At 46.6% G+C, this 18,534-nt stretch carries 17 protein-coding genes and 1 tRNA gene; 5 read left to right on the top strand and 13 right to left on the bottom strand.

Annotated features, from left to right (window positions below; genetic code table 11):
- The first annotated feature begins 16 nt into the window (after positions 1–16).
- The 4 genes from cmk to K7J14_RS08050 all read left to right on the top strand — a co-directional run bounded on the left by cmk (position 17) and on the right by K7J14_RS08050 (position 3,181).
- Positions 17–583, top strand: a complete 567-nt coding sequence (gene cmk / locus K7J14_RS08065) for a (d)CMP kinase (RefSeq protein ID WP_230755126.1) — start codon at positions 17–19, stop codon at positions 581–583.
- Positions 561–1,400 carry an HhH-GPD family protein gene (locus tag K7J14_RS08060; protein ID WP_230755124.1) on the top strand — a complete coding sequence of 280 codons (840 nt, stop codon included), beginning with the start codon at positions 561–563 and terminating at the stop codon, positions 1,398–1,400. The genes cmk and K7J14_RS08060 overlap by 23 nt, the downstream gene beginning before the upstream one ends.
- 88 nt (positions 1,401–1,488) lie before the next feature.
- Positions 1,489–1,560, top strand: a tRNA-Gly gene (locus K7J14_RS08055).
- A gap of 226 nt (positions 1,561–1,786) precedes the next feature.
- Entirely contained in the window at positions 1,787–3,181 is a 1,395-nt protein-coding gene (locus K7J14_RS08050) for a response regulator (RefSeq protein WP_230755122.1), read from the top strand.
- A 27-nt stretch (positions 3,182–3,208) separates the two neighbouring features.
- Here the strand turns inward: K7J14_RS08050 and K7J14_RS08045 are convergent, their stop codons facing one another.
- The 6 genes from K7J14_RS08045 to K7J14_RS08020 form a co-directional block, all read right to left on the bottom strand.
- On the bottom strand, positions 3,209–4,711 hold the full coding sequence (locus tag K7J14_RS08045; RefSeq protein WP_230755119.1) for a BamA/TamA family outer membrane protein: 1,503 nt from the start codon (positions 4,709–4,711) through the stop codon (positions 3,209–3,211).
- A gap of 26 nt (positions 4,712–4,737) precedes the next feature.
- Entirely contained in the window at positions 4,738–6,111 is a 1,374-nt protein-coding gene (locus tag K7J14_RS08040) for a sugar transferase (protein ID WP_269062446.1), read from the bottom strand.
- Positions 6,108–7,226, bottom strand: coding sequence for a glycosyltransferase family 4 protein (locus K7J14_RS08035; RefSeq protein ID WP_230755115.1), 1,119 nt, complete (start codon positions 7,224–7,226; stop codon positions 6,108–6,110). The genes K7J14_RS08040 and K7J14_RS08035 overlap by 4 nt, the downstream gene beginning before the upstream one ends.
- Complete coding sequence (locus K7J14_RS08030) at positions 7,223–7,870, bottom strand: hypothetical protein (protein WP_230755113.1); 648 nt, start codon at positions 7,868–7,870, stop codon at positions 7,223–7,225. The genes K7J14_RS08035 and K7J14_RS08030 overlap by 4 nt, the downstream gene beginning before the upstream one ends.
- A 128-nt stretch (positions 7,871–7,998) precedes the next feature.
- Positions 7,999–8,736, bottom strand: a complete 738-nt coding sequence (locus tag K7J14_RS08025) for a CDP-alcohol phosphatidyltransferase family protein (protein WP_230755112.1) — start codon at positions 8,734–8,736, stop codon at positions 7,999–8,001.
- A complete protein-coding gene (locus K7J14_RS08020) occupies positions 8,733–9,806 on the bottom strand; it encodes a glycosyltransferase (RefSeq protein ID WP_230755108.1) in 1,074 nt (357 codons plus the stop codon). Before K7J14_RS08020 ends, K7J14_RS08025 begins: the two co-directional genes overlap by 4 nt.
- A gap of 28 nt (positions 9,807–9,834) precedes the next feature.
- Here K7J14_RS08020 and K7J14_RS08015 point away from each other — a divergent pair, with 28 nt between their 5' ends.
- A complete protein-coding gene (locus K7J14_RS08015; RefSeq protein WP_230755106.1) occupies positions 9,835–10,941 on the top strand; it encodes a glycosyltransferase family 4 protein in 1,107 nt (368 codons plus the stop codon).
- Here K7J14_RS08015 and K7J14_RS08010 read toward each other — a convergent pair.
- From K7J14_RS08010 to K7J14_RS07980, 7 genes are all read right to left on the bottom strand, one after another.
- Positions 10,910–11,374, bottom strand: a complete 465-nt coding sequence (locus tag K7J14_RS08010; RefSeq protein ID WP_230755104.1) for a GtrA family protein — start codon at positions 11,372–11,374, stop codon at positions 10,910–10,912. The genes K7J14_RS08015 and K7J14_RS08010 overlap by 32 nt on opposite strands.
- Positions 11,349–12,572 (bottom strand): glycosyltransferase, encoded by a 1,224-nt coding sequence (locus tag K7J14_RS08005; protein WP_230755103.1) that lies wholly within the window; start codon positions 12,570–12,572, stop codon positions 11,349–11,351. Before K7J14_RS08005 ends, K7J14_RS08010 begins: the two co-directional genes overlap by 26 nt.
- Entirely contained in the window at positions 12,573–14,387 is a 1,815-nt protein-coding gene (locus K7J14_RS08000) for an aminotransferase class I/II-fold pyridoxal phosphate-dependent enzyme (RefSeq protein WP_230755102.1), read from the bottom strand. It lies immediately after the preceding gene.
- Positions 14,388–14,411: 24 nt separating this feature from the next.
- On the bottom strand, positions 14,412–14,927 hold the full coding sequence (locus K7J14_RS07995; RefSeq protein WP_230755101.1) for a hypothetical protein: 516 nt from the start codon (positions 14,925–14,927) through the stop codon (positions 14,412–14,414).
- Positions 14,928–15,265: 338 nt separating this feature from the next.
- A complete protein-coding gene (locus K7J14_RS07990; RefSeq protein ID WP_230755100.1) occupies positions 15,266–16,492 on the bottom strand; it encodes a CDP-glycerol glycerophosphotransferase family protein in 1,227 nt (408 codons plus the stop codon).
- Positions 16,489–17,670: a glycosyltransferase family 4 protein gene (locus K7J14_RS07985; RefSeq protein ID WP_230755099.1), complete on the bottom strand. Its 1,182-nt coding sequence runs from the start codon at positions 17,668–17,670 to the stop codon at positions 16,489–16,491. The genes K7J14_RS07990 and K7J14_RS07985 overlap by 4 nt, the downstream gene beginning before the upstream one ends.
- Entirely contained in the window at positions 17,667–18,515 is an 849-nt protein-coding gene (locus tag K7J14_RS07980) for a glucosamine inositolphosphorylceramide transferase family protein (RefSeq protein ID WP_230755097.1), read from the bottom strand. Before K7J14_RS07980 ends, K7J14_RS07985 begins: the two co-directional genes overlap by 4 nt.
- Positions 18,516–18,534 lie beyond the last annotated feature (19 nt).

Below are 18,534 nucleotides of genomic sequence, written 5' to 3'. Positions count from 1 at the left end.
CGAACGAGGAGCTTTCATGAGAGACGCTTTTTGGATTCCGGACGGAAAAGAAGTCAGAATCGCCATATCGGGCCGTTCGGGCTGCGGAAATACGACCGTTTCCCGCCTTTTGGCAGAAGTTTTGGATATTTCATTTGTTAATTATACATTCCGCAGTCTTTCAGACGAATTGAGAATTCCCCTGTCTGAAATAATCGAAAAGGCTAAAACCGACGATTCCTTCGATCGCCAGGTCGACACCCGGCAGGTCGAACTCGCACGCCGGTCGTCCTGCGTTCTCGGCTCACGATTAGCGGTGTGGATGCTGCCCGAGGCTGATTTGAAGGTCTATCTTACCGCTTCGCCGGAAGTACGCTCAAAACGCATTCAAAGCAGGGAAGGGGGCTCTTTGGAGGACATCCAGGCCTTCACCGCTATGCGCGACAGCGAAGACACCCGGCGGTATAAGGAACTCTATGATATCGACAACACCGATTATTCGTTCGCAGATTTGGTAATCGATACGGAATCGAAAACTCCCGAGATGATCGTCGGCGAGATTCTTCAGGCCTTAGCAGATCGTGGCTTCATCAACAGACGCTAATCTCCCGCCTCAAAAGGCTGTATCAGAGTTTCAACACACAATCCTTGATCATTACCAGAACTCTGGCAGAGCGTTTCCCTGGCGGGAGACGAGGGATCCCTACGCGATTCTGGTTTCGGAGTTCATGCTCCAGCAGACTCAGACGGATCGGGTCGTTCCGAAATATCTCGCGTGGATGTCCCGCTTCCCTACAGTGGAGTCCTTGGCGTCTTCCACTCTATCGGAAGTTCTCGAGCAGTGGAGCGGCCTCGGATACAATAGGCGAGCCAGATTTCTTAGGGAAACAGCGATGCTTATTACGAAAAAGCACGGCAGCCTGGTGCCCGAAGATCCAGAGGCGCTCGATTCATTACCGGGCATCGGGCCGTATACGGCCCGCGCCATTTCCACCTTTTCCTACGGCCTGCCCCACGCGTTCATAGAGACGAATATACGCGCCGTCTATTTGTTTTTCTTTTTCCCCGAGAAGGAAAATGTTCCGGACTCGGAAGTTCTTTCGATAATCGAGCGGACTGTTTGGAAAGACGATCCGAGATCCTGGTATTATGCTTTGATGGACTACGGCGCGGAGCTCAAAAAAAAGGTTCACAACCCGAACCGCAGAAGCAAACATTATTCGAAACAGTCTCCATTCGAAGGATCGTTGCGCCAGGCGCGCGGCGCGGTAATCAGGCAGCTGGGTAATTTGGGACGCTCGGATTCGAGGACTATAGCCGCCGCGGAGAATCTTCCCGAAGAAAAAGTGTCGCAGGCTTTGTCCGCTCTGTGCCTTGAAGGCATGGTTGCCGAAGACGAATCCGGATATTATATACCATAGTTTTTTTTCTGTATGTATTGACACGGAGATCGTTTTTTTGGTATAAAGATCATGCGCAGAACGAAATGCGCGTGCAAGACTCGATAGAGCGGATGTCGTATAACGGCTATTACCCCAGCCTTCCAAGCTGGAGACGAGGGTTCGACTCCCTTCATCCGCTCTATCGAGTCTTTTTTTATTTTAAAATCTTCCTTCAGAGCGCTTTCGTTGACAACCACAAATTCGGGTGATACTATATAATCTGTGCGCCTCATAATAAAACCACGGTGGTAATAATGTCAGACTCCATATTAAATGAATCAATACTGGAAAAATCAAATTCATATGCTTGTCTTTTAAGCTCTTCAGGAACGATTTTATCGATCAATAATAGATTCGCCCGGATTATGGGCGCCTTGGACAAAAAAACTCTAGTCGGAAAAAAGGCTTCTGATTCGGTAATCGGTTCAGTGGAGCTTACTTCTTTCTTTTTGAATGTCACGGATAAAGCGGAACTCGATAATGAAGTTCTTGTTCAACCCATACACAGAAACTCAGAGAAGCCTGTTTGGATCAAGTTCGACGTTTCGTGGGTAACCTGTCCGGACGGACAACCGGGAATTTACATTTGCGGAATCGATATAACCGCGGAGATTCATGCGCGCAGAGAAGCAGAACAGCGAGCGCTTGAAAGAAGCAGCTTTCTCGTCCGAATGGGTCATGAGCTGAGAACTCCCATTAATACTGTTCTCGGCTACGCCCAGCTCCTCCACGGGCTTGAAGGCATGCCTCCTGTGGCCCTTGAGTATGTTAGAACGATTATAAACAACGAGAACAATTTGCTTCATCTGTTGAGCGATGTCCTGGAACTTTCAAAGTACGAGGCAGGACAGACGGTTCCTCTTCTCGTCGAGACCAACATTAAAAAGCTCGTGCATGAAGTCACTAAAAGCTATATCGATCAGTTTTCCGATAAGTATCTGTCGCTTACCGTCGACTACAAAACCGACATTCCGGACGCGATTCTTACCGATCCCCAGAAACTCACCCAGATACTTGCAAACATTCTGGGCAACTCGCTGAAGTTTACTCGCAAGGGCGGCGTTACCGTCACCGTATCCTATACCAACCAATTGATCATCGATGTTGAAGATACCGGAATCGGTATCAGTTCCGACGACTCGCCGTATCTTTTCGATGTGTTCGCTCAGGCGGGAAGCGGTAAAGAGCATATGACCGGCGCGGGCATCGGGCTCCCTGTAGCGCGTATTTTCGCAAGAATGCTTGGAGGCGATGTCGTGCTGCTTCGCTCGAATCCCGGAGTAGGATCTACTTTCAGATTCGCAATGGAAGCGAAAATCGTCCGTTCTTCAAAGACAGAAGTTCCTCAAATTACCGATTATACGCAGATATCCGGCATATCGAAGCCGTGCAAGATTCTGCTTGTAGACGATGTGGACATAAATCTCGCAATGCTCGAGATTTTTCTTTCTCCCGCAGGATTCGAGGTTCAAATAGCGGCTAACGGTTTCGAAGCCGTCGCGAAATATAAAGAATTTCAGCCGGATATCGTTTTCATGGATCTTATTATGCCCGAAAAAGACGGCTTCGAAGCGACGAGAGAGATTAAAAGCTATAACGCGAGCGTCCCGGTCGTCGCGTTGACCGCGAGCATCGTAGACAGCGTAAAGGAACAGGCTCTGGAGTCGGGCGTGAACGATTTTATGACCAAGCCTTTCATTCCTGAAAGGCTGTTTGAAATCATCGCCGAACACACTGGTATCGCGTATACGTACAAGTAACGCGCAACAGGGTCGAGGCTTCTTTTCCTAGTAGTGGAGCCCGATTCCTATGAATAATTCCCTGACGGCAGAGTCGTCTCTTTCGGCTCTCGCTCCGGTATCCCCGCCGTTATTCAGTACTTCTGGAATATCGAATCCCGCCATGATCCTTCCGTAAATGCTGCGCATCTTCATCGGATACACGATCAACTCCATTCCGCCTGAATACCAACCGTCCGCGGGATTGTACAGCCTTCCGGTTTCGGAATCGCGCGTCAATGCCATATCGAAAAAGGGCGACGCGTGCATCTCATAGCTTATATACTTCGTCCATGAGACTCCGGTTATTTCGTGGAAATTTACGCGCATAACGCGAACAGGCATGTCTATATTGAGCATGATCGCTGAATCCGTGTCGATTCTATCGTTCGCTATGCCGCGAAGCTGTTCGGCGATCTTATCGTTTGTCGTGTCGTAAAACGCCTGATAGAAAGCTATCCGCGAGGTGAGGCCCAGCCGATCCATGAAGCTGGAATATCCCTTCAATTCGAGTTGAATGTCCGGACGAACCCCGTCGTTATAGTGAAAATTCCAGCCCCAGGAGTTGGAGATCGAAGCTGATGCTCCTTTCCTGAAATTACCAACCCAATCGACTCTTCCCGCAGAAAGAGAATGGGAGAGGCTGTATGCGGGTCCTTTCAGGTCTTCGAAATGAACCCCGTCCGGAGACCAATTTGTGGTAAAGGCCATGGAAGGAGTCCACGATACGTCGCCGAAATAATCAAGCTTCGCGAGAACGATCGGAAGGCCGACGCTGAATTTTTCAGTGAAATAGAGCGGGTCGTCCTTAAGAAGCTCGTCGTCGCTGCGGGGATTAATAGCGGTGGTGTGATCGAGCGCGAATTGAAGCAAATAGCTTCCGAGCGAACGTTCGAATGAAAGACCTGTCGTGTATTTAAATTCGGGCACTTCGTTCATCGGAAATTCCATGAAAAAATCATTGGTCCATTCAAGATCATAATCCATGAAGGCGAAGGGGATGGCGAATTCGACATTAGTACCCAATGACGATTTGCCGTCGTCGCTCAGTTCATACACGATATCGCTGTTCAATTCCTGCATGGATCCGAAGAAATTATAGTTCTTCAATTTAAGCTTGAACTGAAAGCCGGTATTCGAATCGTACTTGGGGTAAGGCATTCCTATGATGTTCCAGGTGTCTACGACGTTGACGTGAAGCGCTACCGGAATTACGCCGTTATCGTTTTTCGGACCGAACACGGTTTGGATATCGACCGATTCAAGAACGCGCTGATTGGAAAAAAGAATCCTCAGATCGTCGATGTACGCGTCGAGAGCCGATCGCCCGGAAAACACCTTTTTTGTATCGATGTCTACGGCCCGAGACAAAGGGTGAATTCGGGTGCTTCCGTCGACATGATAGACGACTTCATCGATTTTATATTCAACTGCTTCAGGTGTTTGAGCGGACGCCGCTCCTGCGATAGCAAGTCCGAATACGAGACAAAAAAGGATCATAAAACGATTCATGTAGCACTCCAAAATTGCGTCCTTGATTAACGGCCTGAACGGCGAAGGACAGTCGCTATAGTCTTAAAAAATATCGATAGATCGAGCATGGTCGATCTGTTCTTAATGTAATACAGATCCATTTGCAGTTTTTTATAGGTATCTTCAACGGAAGGCGAGTGGTATTCCCCTGAAACCTGATCCCATCCGGTGATTCCGGGTTTTACAATCAGACGCTGGCGGTAATAAGGAATTGCCTTCTCCAGTTCTACGGCGAGCTCTGGGCGTTCGGGCCTGGGGCCGATCAGAGACATATCGCCTCGGAATACGTTTATCACCTGTGGTATCTCGTCGATGCGGCTCTTCCTGAGAAAGTTTCCCAGCGGAGTGATGCGGTTGTCGTTCGTTCCTGTAGGAGCAAACGAATTTCCCGCTACGCGCATGGTTCGGAATTTCAGGATATTGAACGGCTTGCTTTTCCGGCCTTCGCGTATTTGCTGGAAAAACACCGGACCGGGACTTTCGAGCTTGATTATCAACGCTATGAACGGCCACAACGGGGCGGTGAGAAGCAGTATCGACGAAGAGAAAACAAGGTCGAACATTCGTTTGAAAAAATCGAAGCCGAAGCGGGGCGCCGCGTCCAGATGGCTTAACAGCCACGTGTCGTTGATTGATCCGATCGGGATTTTGCGCGTAACCAGTTCGAAAAAATCCGGCAGGCTGAAAAAAACAACTCCCTGTTCGAGCATCGAAAACAACAATTGGCGCATTTCGAGGGAATATTCCTTTTCCGCTGCTAAAATGCAGTAATCTACGGTGTTGGAATCGAGCAGTTGATTAAAATCTGCATCGTTTGAATAAAAAGGAAGGTTCTTGCAATGGACGCTTTCAGGATCCGGATCGTACACGGCCAACGGCTCAAAATTCAGGTAGGAGAACTCCTTAAACTGGGAAATCAGATCGCATACCGTCTGGTTGTTCCCGACGAATACAATTTTCGGTCTTGATTTTCGAACGCCGAAAAAGAAATTATAGAGAAGCCGCCAGGCGAACAATAAGAAGAAACCGAGGATGCAGTAAATGACGAGCACTGTCTTAGGTGTTATGCCGTCGCCGAGAAACAGATAAAACAGGGCAAAGCCGAATAACAGGGATACCGCCGCGGCCATCGAAAGCTTAACGGTTATGTTTAAGCCGCGATACGGCTTTTCAAGCGAATAAAGGGCCGCTCCGTACATGAGTATTTCCCAGAATGCGATGATGGGAATGAATGTAATAATATGTTCCGCTACATTCGGAAAAGTGGGCATATGAAATTTTCTGAGGAACAGGGTAAGCGGAATAGCGGAGACAAGAATAAGGAGATCAACGCTGAATATTAAAAACTGTCTTCGCTTTCTTGAAATATGAGAGGTCATGCGTTCCTTCCTTGTACCAGAATTTCTAAGTATTTCTTGGAAACGATTTCGTCGGAGAATCGACTCACCGCGACTTTTCGCGATTCCGTCCCCATTTTTCGCCGCTCATCCGGCGTCAGCTTCAAGAAATCAAGCATGCATCTTGCCAAATCCTTTCCTGACGCCGGCTCGCACAGGTAGCCGTTGATGCCGTCGCTGATCGGTTCCCTGGTTCCGATGCTGTCGGCCGCGATCAAGGGTTTCCCCATAGCCGCTCCTTCCAGAAGAATGCGGGGAACTCCTTCCCGGTAATAGGATGGAAGCACCACGCAATCCGCTGTTTCAAGCCACTTTCTCGAACCCTGCGCGTTGCCGTGATATGCAACACGCCCCGTCGATACCGCTGCTTCCAGTTCTTCGCGGGTAATAAAACTTTCGTAATCGAGCATTTCTCCGATTATATCGAACACGGCGTTTTCGTGCGTTTGCTTAACGATGCCTGCCGCTTCGATGAACTCTCTGATTCCCTTGGCGATTACCAGGCGGCTCGCAAATAAAAAATGAGTCGGCTCTTCAGCGCCCTTCGTCGCATCGACCGGAGCGTAGGATTGAATATCCACTCCAGAACCGGGAAGAACCGAGCATCTATTTTGCGGGACAATTTTCAACTGCAGGAAGAGATCTCTGTCCTCTGAATTTTGGAAAAAGACGTAACTTTTTTTTCCCAGAAAAGCGATACGGTAGAGCATATTGACGATTTTTCTCACCAATCTATCGGGTCCGACGTACACGGTGCCTAAGCCTGTAATATTGCTGATCGAACGGATTCCCAACATCGAAGCCGCGAGCGTTCCGTAAATATCGGGTTTGCTGTTGTAATGCAACACTGCGTCGGGTTTTATCTTGCGATACATAGTAAAAAAAGATGCGAAGGTTTTCAGATCCGAGAATATTCCGGTGCCCTTGTTTTCCATGGGCAGTTCTACGAAATCAATGCCCATTTTTACGAGTTCTTCCGTTCCTCCGTCGATGCAGCCCGCGGCTGATATCGTCCACCCTTCCTTTTGCAAAGCTGAGAGGAGATTTTTTCTGCTGAGAATATTCGACGATAGGTTTGCGGTTACAATCAGCCTCATCGTTTTTTCTCCGTTATAACCGGAAGGTTCCATCTTTTCGGCCTGGGAACGCCTCTGACATATATCGCCCCTTTGGCGGGTGCGTACAACTCCAGTTTGATAAGAGGGGCTGAAAAGACGAGTTTGCTCACCTGAACGCCGTACGAGTTTTGAAAAAGAAGGGGCGTAAGCGATTTGAATCCGAATTTTTTCTCATACCGGGCAGTGCCGATTTCGATGAAAGATTCGTATTCGCTGTTTAAAAAAATATCAAGGGCGTTTTGATTGTTCGAAAGGATTGCTCCTGTTTCGATTCGTTGCAGGACGGAAACCGGAAGAATGGCCAGTACGCGCTCATCGCCCAGATTATAGATATTCTCTGTTGCTCTCAGGGAATCTCCTGTAATTACCATGCGTATCCGTTCGTCTATCGCATATCGATGCATGCAATCGATCAGTTCGAACACGTTGATCGCCAGTTCGGACGCCTTGCCGATGAGTTTTTCCGTTTCAGCGGAAGACAACACATGTTCGGACCCGTGCGGAATCCGGAAAGAGGATAAAACATTGAAAATTTCAGGAACGGCACTATCGGCGCCGATGCGTTCAAGAGAAAAGGCGGACAATCCGCAGAGCCAGCATATCAGTATAAAAATCTTCTTCATCTCAATATTCACCTGGGTACAGTAGCATGAACTCCCGTATATAATAAAGCATCTGTGCGAACCGACGAACACTTCTTATAAAGTCTGAATGTCTGGAAAGGTTTCAAATAATGTCCGTTATATCGTGATTATCGCCGCGCAATTTTCTTTGCAATCTTATAGAACGTCGCTATAAATCCTAACCCGTAAATCGCAAAGTATAAGATTAATACCCAGGGGAGCTGCTTAAAAAAAAGTCCTGCGGCATATAATACCGGCATATATCCGGTTATGCCGATTTCTTCGCTGAATCGCTTTTCCTTGCCGGGTGTCTGCTGGATTCCGGCGGCCAGTTCCGCGTTTTTAAATGCCTGGTGGTAAAGCCTCATCATCAGATTCGCGGAGACGGCGAGAAAGGCGATCCATATCCAGATTCCAGGAATCTTGGATATAGCCGCGAGGTCTGTATTCAAAAAGGGTACTACGAGTTTTCCCTGTCCGGGCAGATTCGTTGATGCCGCCATTGAAGCGATAAGCGCGAAATAGGCGAAATATCCCCCTGCTGCGTCAACCCAGCCTCCGTAGATGTTTTTCTTTCCGATGGTGCGGGCCATATTGCCGTCCGTGCAGTCCAAGATACCGAAAACAAAAAACAAAACAACGGCAGCTATATGAAGCGTCATGTAAGGAGTGAAGGAAAAAAACAGGGCTACCAAACAACACAGGCCGCTGAGAGCGGTTACCATGTTCGGCGTGAACCCGAGTGCCAGAAAAAACCATGAGGCCGGCCACGATAAGGGCCTCAGAATGAAGGTCGTTATCGTTCCGTCGGATTTGCGTTTTTCAGGAGGCAATGAGGCGAGAATAGATTTCATCGGGTATTTCATTGAATTATTTCCTTTATTGTTGAATCGAAGCGCTCAGGCATCGCGTCGAGCGCTTCTTTATACGCGGCGGCGGCGTTCCTGACGATGCGCTGTCTCTCCTGATCGGCCTCAAGCATTGTTTCAGCCGTTTCTACAAGGGTCTTCGCATCCCAGTCGAAGGGCACGTAGGTTTCTCCGGGTATGAACACATTCGGCCAGGTTTCCAGATGCGACATATCCGGTTTCAGGAGGAGGGCGCCGCTGCGCACCGTCTCGAAGTCGCGCAGACATAATTCTCCCCAACCGAAGGGACTCAGCACTATTTTCGAATGCGCCGTTTCTTTGTTGAATTGCGACTGAGACGCGTAGCCGGTGAGAAACAAAGGGTTCCCGGAGATTTTATCAAGAATGAGGCTCCGCTGATACGATATGGACGGGCGCGAAATCAAGCCGATTCTCGCATGAACAGGCCACAGTCCCTTGTTGTCGCGTACAGCCGCCTCGGGGTCTAACTCTTTTCTGAGCGCGAAAAAACGGGCCGTAGCGGGGCCGAAAACCCTTGCTGCGGCAACCCCCGCGCGTTGCCTCAATTGATGGCGAGGGTAGTCCCCGATGCCTATATTCCAGGAAAGGCGGAGCTTGTCCAACTGAGCCGCATCCTTGACAGCGGGGCGTTCGCGGTAGTCGGGATCGACTACGCCGTAGACCGTGTGATAATAGTCCGAATACAGCTCTTTTCCATAAAGAGGCCGTTCATATAGAGTTCGATCTTTGAAGAGGGCTTTTGAATAAAAGAGATCCACGAAAGGGAGGACTTCCAGACGAGGGATTCCTCCTCCCGCGTCGTCGTGGAAAAAAGCGATGCGTCGATACTTGTTCCGAAGCTTCTCTAGAAGGGAAAGATCGACTCTGTCGGGTTTGATGAATTGCCTCATTAAAATGAGAATTGTGTTCTTGTCTTTATTAAGGCACCACTCGGAATCGGTTGTATAGGTAAAATTCGCCGCCTTGTTTTTTGAAGTAAAAAAGGGAGTAAGCGAATAGAAAGTTGAAACCCGATCCACAAGCGTCAGGACGGTTATATTGATCATACTGGTTCTAAATTATATAGTATTTTCAATGACGCGTACAGGCAGACCGCTCAAGGTTGCGGTGACAACAAAACCTTTGGATAACTGGAAATCCGGCTCCGGACATCATCTTGATGAACTGTTAACGCATGTTCTTGATGTTGCAAATCGGGAATTTTCAGGATGTTTCGACTTTACCTTCGTTCACTATTCGAAAAGCGGAAATTCTCTGTATAGTCGCGTCAACGAGCTGTTGATTCCCCGAAATCCATTATCGGCAAGCAGAGCGCTCGGCAGTCAGAACTTCGACATTATACATTACACGCCCTTATCTATTTTCGCCCCGATCTGGGTTAACTCCCCGAAAAAGACTGCGACCATACACGGCATAGAAGAGCACCTTTTCCCTCAAGGATATCCCCTGTATCACCGCTTGCATGAATACTATCTCCAGCCCCTCTATATGAGGATGATGGACGGAATCGCGACAGTTTCAGAGACCGGTAAAGCTTGGTTTATTGAACATTACGGAATAAAAAAAGACAGAATAATCGTAACCCCGAACGCGGTTTCGCCGCAGTACAGGGTTCTTCCGGCCTCCGAAACCCAAAAAACCGGGAAGCCGTACATCCTGCATATCAGCCGATTTTCCGAAAGGAAAAATCCCCAAGGGATAATGGGCGGTTTCGCGGAATTTATTGCGCTATCCGGCCTGGATGTCGATCTTGTCTGCGCAGGCAAGGGATGGAACTCAGACGAAGCTCTTGAGTTCGCCCGTTTTTACGGCATATTCGATCGCTACCATGCGCCGGGATTTATTGAAACGGAGGAAGCCGTCAGGCTATTAAACGGTGCTGAAGCATTTCTCTTTCCTTCATGGGCGGAAGGCTTCGGCATGCCTAATCTCGAAGCCATGGCCTGCGGCTGCCCGGTTGTAACGAGCTCTATATTCGCAATCCCCGAAGTTGTCGGAGAAGCGGGAATCCTCGTATCCCGTCCGGATGCCCGTTCGGAAATCGCCCGCGCGCTCGCAGATATCTGCACGAACCCCTCGCTTCGCTCGTCGTTGATAGAAAAAGGATTCACGCAATCAAAGAAATTCGATTGGGACGAAAGCGCCCGCGCTATTCTGTCGTTTTGGAAGTCTCTCGCCTGAAAACCATGAACTTGCCGAGAAAATAGTTGAGGACGATTACGATCACGGTTGTAATCATTTTTCCGATATGTTCGGACATTCCCATCAGACTGACCAAAACGACGAGACCGAACCAGTCGATCAGCATTGTTCCTCCGCGGGCTAGCGCGAACCGGGCGAACTCCGATGCAAGCTCTATCGGTTTGCTTGTTTTACTCCTGAAGACGAATACTTTATTCACGGCATAGGCGAACAAAACAGCCGCGACAAGGGAGATCAGATTCGCGGGCCGATAATCCATTCCGGCTATAAACAGAGCTTCGAAAATACCGAAATTTACGAGCGTCGTGAGAACTCCGAAAACGCCGTATGAAATTACTTCCCTGTTCAGAAATGCCGTGCGTAAACGGATAATCGAAGGCATCGAGTTAGTTAGATATACTTTCCAATTCATGATACCAGTTCTTCAAAGTCGCGGCAAGAATCCGGGTGTCGTATGCTGAACCGACGAAAGCTATTCCTTTTTCACCCATATTCCGAGCTTTCTCAGGATTTTCGAGAAGATCGCAAACCGCTTGCGCAAGGGCGCTTGAATCCTTTTCAGGCACAAGAAACCCTGTTATTCCATCTTTCACGCCGTCCGGAATTCCGTTGTGAAGGGTGGAGACGACAGGTATTCCGCAGTATTGCGCTTCCTGCAGAACCAGCCCCTGTCCCTCCATGTCGCCGTCCGGAGCAGTAACGCTGGGAAGAATAAAAACTGCGGCTCGGGAATACAAATCTTTCACAGCCTCGTTATCGCATTGGCCGAGAAAAACGACTGACTCTGCTACTCCGAGCTCGGCGGCCATCTTTATCAACACGCCTTCGAGATGGCCGCTCCCCGCGACATACCAGCGGACATCAGGAAAACGTTTGCATATAGCTGGCAACGCCTTCAGCATATATTCATGGCCTTTTTTTTCAACCAAACGTCCGACCGTCAGCAGTGCAAAGGCATCGGGGTCTTTCTTGCGAATCCCATCGTATTCGGTCGTTATAAGGCCTACAGGAAGAACCCGAATTTTATCCGGACTGCAGCCGTTTACCGCCACTTTTCCGCCTGTGAAACTTGTGTTCACGGTAATCATGTCGGCTCTCTCGTACATCCACCGATAGACGCCTTCTCCATACCGGGCAGGATAGCTGTTTATATCAGAACCGTGGAAGGTAACGATCAAAGAACGAACATATCCTGAATCTTTTAAGAAAGCCCCGATCAGTCCGTTCGGGCCGAAGTGGCAATGCACGATATCATAGGTATTTTTCGGAAAATCAGCGGCAAACCAGATCAGTTTTCCGTTTTTAGCAGCTGTCCCGTATTTACTGGAATCAAAGCAGCGAAAAGCCGTTGCAGGTGATGATACCAAGAGTTTTATAAACCGAAAGATGGTTCCGGGTATTCTTTTCTTCAGCGAACGCGGAATATTTAGATAAGTAACTTTGTCTTCGACATGATGCTTGTCGAAGATATCGTGGCGCATGCTTGAAGAAGGCTTGAGCGATGCGACGACTGTAATATCAACATCGGCGTCGATCAATGATATAACCTGGTTAAGGAGGAATTTCTCCGATATTTCCGGAAAAGAATTGACAATCATCGCAGTTCGCATTTATTCAATGGTTCCTTTTATCGTATTAATAGTCGAAATGAATCGATCGTTATCGCTTCCGTTCCGCACAGCTATGCGAACCCATGAAGTTCCATCGATTCCTTTTTTACCGGTCAAGTCTTTTATAAAGATATTGTGATCCGCCAGAAGCGTTTTAGCCAGAGCCCTGGCCGTTATCGGCATGGTCAACTTACACAGGAAGTAGTTCGCCTGCGAGGGATATACTTTAAATAATCCGGTTTTCTCAAGCAGGATTTTAAAGCGCTCGCGCTCTCCAATGATCTGCGAACAGGCCAGCGCATAATCCTTTCGATATTTTCCGATGATTTGGAGGAAGAACTCTCCGAAGGAATTGATGTTCCATATGGAGAGCGATTTGCGAGCCTTCTTAATAAGAGTTGAATTCGAGCTGGCAAGAACGCCGAGCCTGATCCCTGGAACGCCATAGCTCTTGCTTATGCTTTTAATAAGAACTAAATTCGGATAAGAATCAATTACATCCTGAGAAAAGAGACTTTCAGAAGCCCCCAGCGAACAGAAGTCAATAAACGATTCGTCGAGCACGAGCGTTTTGCCTGTATCCTTCATTTTATCCAGCAGACGAATTACATCGTTTTTTGGAATGAAATTGCCGGAAGGATTGTCGGGATTGATCAATAAAAGGTTGTCGCATTGCTCAGTCCATCTCAGCAGCTCGGACAGGCCGTACTGCATGTCGGCCGGAAAGAGTGGAACTATTTGATGCGACGGAAGGCTTTCAGGGTATTCGTTGAATGAAGGATAGACGACTCCTACCGAGCCTTTCAGCGAAGCGTCGAGGGAGCGTATCAGCTCTGCCGCTCCGTTTCCGGTAAGAATCTGCTCCTCATCTATAGAGAACATTTTTCCGGCCAGAAGATTTTGTACATTGAGGCCTGAAGGGTATTCGGAAATCAAGTCGTGAAACGAGGATTTCATTTCATTGAGCATCACCGGAGTAGGGAAATAGGGATTCACAAGATAACAATAATCGAGCATTCCAGGGAATCGCCAATAACCTCCGAAGCGTTTCGACATGCGCGAGAGCTTTTCATCGGAATCGTCGCAAAACATCACTTCTGCGATATCCCGGTCCTGAGCGTCGTCGATTTCATACCATTTCTGTCCGGACAGGCAAAACGCCTTTAGTTCATTTTTTTCTAAAGTAGTAATGACGCGCAATACCTGTTCGTAGTATTCGTTTTTTCCCATCGCCGTCGAATACGCTTCGAGAAAAGGGACGTAGGACTCAACAAGGAATTCGCGCGAAAATTTATATATATTGACGGTTTTATAGTAGGTGTGGCGTTCCTGATAATCGAAAAACTTTTTTGGAATGAAGTTGGTGATGACCTTTTGATTGTTCACCTGTACCACAGTTCCGTCCATCCATGACTGATAGAGATCGACGACGGCGAGCGTCGGTTCCGGATCATGTAAAAGATCGGAGATAATGCGGTTCTCGAATATTAAATCGCTTTCCAACAGAATGGTATCGTCTTTTAAGAGCCAATCCTTCGCCAGCCACAGGGAATAGATATTATTTGTCTTATCGTAGACGTCGTTGCTAACGTAGACGATTTCCATTCCTTTATAATTGGTTCCTACAAAATCGATGAGATTCTGCTTCTGGTACCCCACGACTATGACGCATCGAGGAATCCCGTTCGCCGCGAGCGCGTCGAGATCGCGCTCGATCAAGGTTGTACCGTTGATTTCCAGCATGCACTTTGTATTATTCTTCGTATATTTGCCGAGCCTGTTTCCCATTCCGGCAGCGAGTATGACAGCCTGCATTATGTTGTTCCTCCAAAATAATAATTAAAAACGCGAAATAATTGAATGTATCGGTCCCTTAAGGATTTTTCGGTAAAAAACTTTGATCAGAGGAAATTTTCTCATGGCTGCTTCTTTCTGCATAGCCATCCATTCGTCTGTAACCTCGATCAATTCATTCATTTCAGGAGTGTAGCATCGATGCCATATAAAAGGAATTCCCGATTGTTCGCATAATTTTTTAAATAGCCTCGTTTGTTCGATTAATGGAGCATTTTCCACGGGATCGCTGAAAGACCTGTATCCCGGACGCATTGAATGATGATCGCTTTCCACTTGCGAGAAATGCTCCTTGCCTCCGCCGTCGTATAAATTATGACCGCAACCAATAAGATGAATCTCCGAAGCACCCATTAATAATGCCATGTAGATGCATGTATGCAAGCAAGAGCCATGCCCACCCCAGAATCTTGCTTTGTTACGTACTGTCTGTTGTATTTTATAATTAGTAAAACTTTCACTGATATCGCCACGTAATCCGTGGGGCGGGTAAGATACCATTCTATGAAAGTATACATCTTTGCATGTAGATAATATCTTTTTTGTCTCGGATTTTGTCGCTCCGTATAATGGGTATGCCGCCAAAAGAGGTTTTTCTTTGTAATCTGTTGTCTTATCAAGTAAGTATTTAGACCTATCCGGTTCGCTCGAGTACCGATATGTTGCGTTCGGAAATTTTATGTGGGAAAGATGAAGCGTTATCGCAATTTTGTCATCTAAAAATGAATCCGGATAATTGGAAAGGGATGGATCGGACCCCACAATCCACACAGGATTTCCTCTAATTTGTTGATGCAATTCACGACAATCGTGAAAATTTGAAGTTCTAAATCTCATTATTAACCTATCCTGTTAAAAAATGTATTAACGATATGTTCATATATCATTTTTGAAGATGATTTTTTAAGATAAACACGGTCTAATGTGTTGTTCCGAATTTCATTTAATGGGTCTTGTTTTTTTATAACGATTCTTTCGATAGCCATTTCTACCTCGTTCCATGCTTTACAGGAATAATAACTTGAAATGATTTCTTTTCCCAATTCGTTGTATCCTGCCGATTCGGTATTTTCCAGCAAAATAACGGGATTTCCCGAGGGCAGGTATTCTCCGAGAAACGAAATGCAATCGGTAATCAATAAATCAGATTCCTGGAAAAGCCTTATGTAGTCTCCCGAATTATAGAACTCCGAGTTGTCCATCGATGCCCATGAATCATAGTAATCGTTCGCTTCTTCAAGAGTCATGATCTTCTGCTCAACCAATTCGTATTTTAAGCGCGGATGTGGCTTGAAGACCCATGATATTTCGGAATGTCGACGCGCATACTCGAGCATTTCTCTTCCGTTCCATCGGAAAGTAGCGAAGCGAAGCCGTCCTGAAAAGCTGTGGTGAGGAGCGTATAAAATTTTCGGTTGATTCTTTGTTTTCTGCACAGGCTTTGCATAATCGTCCAGTTTCGGATAACCGCTCACGACGCAGTTTTTACCTTTATTCAACATCTCCTTTTGATTGAGTTTCAATGATATGGCTGACGGTACATAAAAAAAGGTTATAAGTTGATGAAACGTTAATTGATTGTCGTTAGGATCGTTGCAAATGGGCAGCGAGTAGGGGATGTACGCAGTGAGCGATTTTTTCCTGATAGTTGTTAAATCGTATAATTTTCTAGTCCAACCCCACGGCTGGATATAAAACACAAGATCGGGCGAGTATGATGATACAGGTATATCTTTTTTGATCGACTCATCATAGCCAGGAATGAAAGGAATGTTCCGTTTCCTGAAAAAAGCGCAATCCTCGGCATAACCATTTCTGGTTTTTTTTTCGGATTCGCTTTGCTCCTGACGACAGACAAATATTCGCGCGTCGAATCTGGGGTCCTTACGGAAAACCTCGAAAACCGATTGAGCGTTCCATTTTGTGTTGTCGTTTACAAGAAAAAGAATGCGGAATTTGCGCTTTACTCCCAATGTAACAAAAGTCTTGATTGCGAAAATTCTCAAGGCGTCTGCGATGCGAATAATCCGAACGATGAAAAATTGAGCTGTTTTTTTAAGTTTCATCGCGGTTCCTTTCTCTGTAGATTGTCCATCATTGCCGAGTTCCAACGATCGCACCAGTCGAACCGGAAATAATCAGCTCTGTTCGAACAAATTTCCCTGATTCTGTGGTATTCATCCTTGCTTCTGATGCACCGCTCCAGCAAGTCGGCCATGCCTCTCACATCTTCCGGATGAAACATTAGTTCCGGATTTTTAAGTATATCGGGAATCCCTCCCCGGTTAGACGCAATAACAGGACAACCCGCATGCAAGGCTTCCAGAACTGTATCCGGAAAAGCATCGTAATATGACGGAAAAACCAGGATAGATGATTCGGCTAAATATGGAAAAGGGAGGGTATATCCTGCAAAATGAATACTATTCTCTATTTCCATTTTTCTTATCATGGCGATAATGGATTCGATAGAGTCGTTTTTTCCCAACACTGTCAGTTTAATGTCGTGCAGGCCTCTTTCCTTGAGCATTTTCAATATTGAGAATACCTGGAAAAGACCTTTGCTTAGGCTCAATACGCCGACATATAAAAGGTCTTTGCAAGTTTCGCTTTTATTAACGTTTTTCCATTCTTCAGAACAGCGGGGCAACCCGATATTACCGGGAATGACGATTCTTTTAGTAGTCGTTTCTTTATTTCTGGAAATCCAGTCTTGCTCGTCGGAAGTACTTTGAAACGTCACCATATCGGCGTATAACGCAACTTTCTTTTCCCGCGCTTTATATATTGTTTCAAAAAAGAGGGCTTTTGAGTATTCAACAGGATTCAGACATCCGCTTTCCCGTAAATACTTCGATCGGAGTATGTCGTTGCAGCGATATGCAAAAAACAACTGCGAATGAAGCAAATCTTTCAATTTGACCGCAAGATTCAAATGCATGTCGCCGTGAATCAGGATCCAGTCAATGCGTTGTCCGGACTTATTTCGTATGGCTTCCTTCACTAAAAGCGAAATGTTATTAGCTTTTAGCTTGAAAAGAAAAGAAGCAGGGGGGAAGCCTTTTCTGATATAAGACACAGGAATAGAAATCTTCGTAAATGACGCGGCATCGTAATGCAACAGGGAATTCATCACGACAATGACGTTGTTTCCTTTTTCGGCGAGGCCTTCCATCAATTCCAGATACCGCCTGTTTGCCCCGGTTCTGATCTCTTTATTCAGGAATAAACCCAGAATGGTCATATGAAGAATTTCCTTGTCTTGATGTCTCGGACAATATAATCTGTATTTTCGGAAAACGTGTGCGTGCAGACGGCGGATAAATGCTTCTCCGGAAGAAGACGCGATCTTTCCGTTTCTCGATATGTAGTTGTAGTCAGCTCGTTGACTTCATAAAAGACCAAATGCTCTCCGTATTCTTTCCTGCAACTTTGCGCAGGCCTTATGAGAGCATCATCCTGGCGGAGAAAAGAACCCGCCATTCTGCTTGCAGAATATTTCCTTGAAACCGGATTTAACGGATGAGGAGTCCATTCCTCCGAGTCGAACGCGTTCGAAAAATAGATATTTAACGAGTTATTGAAGTTCGTATCGGTTCCGTTCACCGATGTAAAGAGCCACCATAAATCGCCATGCTTAAGAATCGTTGCGTCGACAGCGCTAATGCCTTTGATCAAAGTTTTATAATGCGACCACTTATCGGGAAAACCGGTGCTTCGATATAAGGTAATTTGATTATTCTCATGAGTTTCAGGAATCATGAAATAGTTCGTATCTCCATTTACACCGGGTTGGAAAACGCACGGATATGAAAGATGATATCCCGCTTTTAGTATTTCAATAAAACCGCTATGTGATCCATCCTCGAAGATTTCAATATAGCCGAGAGTGCCGTTTTGATTTCTTCTTTGTTGCTCGATGAACACATAGGTTCTGTTCTCGTGCTTCACAATAAAAGGATCTGCCCAAATGATGTTTGAGGAGGGAGGGATGATGCGATAAGTTATATTATTCAGTTTATTTTGGATAAGCAGAGACCATTGTTCTCTATAAAAGAGTTTCTGAATGCGTCTTTGCAGTTTACTCATATTCACAATCCACCTCTTG

Origin of the sequence: Teretinema zuelzerae (assembly GCF_021021555.1) — a bacterium.
GTDB lineage: Bacteria > Spirochaetota > Spirochaetia > Treponematales > Treponemataceae > Teretinema > Teretinema zuelzerae.
Note: the sequence above shows the minus strand (reverse complement) of the source record. Positions and strands in the feature narration are given on the sequence as shown.

What these genes read in the sequence shown, in the direction of transcription:
- cmk (WP_230755126.1), top strand. Translation starts at nt 17, where the DNA reads ATGAGAGACGCTTTTTGGATTCCGGACGGAAAAGAAGTCAGAATCGCC.
- K7J14_RS08050 (WP_230755122.1), top strand. Translation starts at nt 1,787, where the DNA reads ATGGGCGCCTTGGACAAAAAAACTCTAGTCGGAAAAAAGGCTTCTGAT.
- K7J14_RS08045 (WP_230755119.1), bottom strand. Translation starts at nt 4,711, where the DNA reads ATGAATCGTTTTATGATCCTTTTTTGTCTCGTATTCGGACTTGCTATC.
- K7J14_RS08040 (WP_269062446.1), bottom strand. Translation starts at nt 6,111, where the DNA reads ATGACCTCTCATATTTCAAGAAAGCGAAGACAGTTTTTAATATTCAGC.
- K7J14_RS08035 (WP_230755115.1), bottom strand. Translation starts at nt 7,226, where the DNA reads ATGAGGCTGATTGTAACCGCAAACCTATCGTCGAATATTCTCAGCAGA.
- K7J14_RS08030 (WP_230755113.1), bottom strand. Translation starts at nt 7,870, where the DNA reads ATGAAGAAGATTTTTATACTGATATGCTGGCTCTGCGGATTGTCCGCC.
- K7J14_RS08025 (WP_230755112.1), bottom strand. Translation starts at nt 8,736, where the DNA reads ATGAAATACCCGATGAAATCTATTCTCGCCTCATTGCCTCCTGAAAAA.
- K7J14_RS08020 (WP_230755108.1), bottom strand. Translation starts at nt 9,806, where the DNA reads ATGATCAATATAACCGTCCTGACGCTTGTGGATCGGGTTTCAACTTTC.
- K7J14_RS08015 (WP_230755106.1), top strand. Translation starts at nt 9,835, where the DNA reads ATGACGCGTACAGGCAGACCGCTCAAGGTTGCGGTGACAACAAAACCT.
- K7J14_RS08010 (WP_230755104.1), bottom strand. Translation starts at nt 11,374, where the DNA reads ATGAATTGGAAAGTATATCTAACTAACTCGATGCCTTCGATTATCCGT.
- K7J14_RS08005 (WP_230755103.1), bottom strand. Translation starts at nt 12,572, where the DNA reads ATGCGAACTGCGATGATTGTCAATTCTTTTCCGGAAATATCGGAGAAA.
- K7J14_RS08000 (WP_230755102.1), bottom strand. Translation starts at nt 14,387, where the DNA reads ATGCAGGCTGTCATACTCGCTGCCGGAATGGGAAACAGGCTCGGCAAA.
- K7J14_RS07995 (WP_230755101.1), bottom strand. Translation starts at nt 14,927, where the DNA reads ATGGTATCTTACCCGCCCCACGGATTACGTGGCGATATCAGTGAAAGT.
- K7J14_RS07990 (WP_230755100.1), bottom strand. Translation starts at nt 16,492, where the DNA reads ATGAAACTTAAAAAAACAGCTCAATTTTTCATCGTTCGGATTATTCGC.
- K7J14_RS07985 (WP_230755099.1), bottom strand. Translation starts at nt 17,670, where the DNA reads ATGACCATTCTGGGTTTATTCCTGAATAAAGAGATCAGAACCGGGGCA.
- K7J14_RS07980 (WP_230755097.1), bottom strand. Translation starts at nt 18,515, where the DNA reads ATGAGTAAACTGCAAAGACGCATTCAGAAACTCTTTTATAGAGAACAA.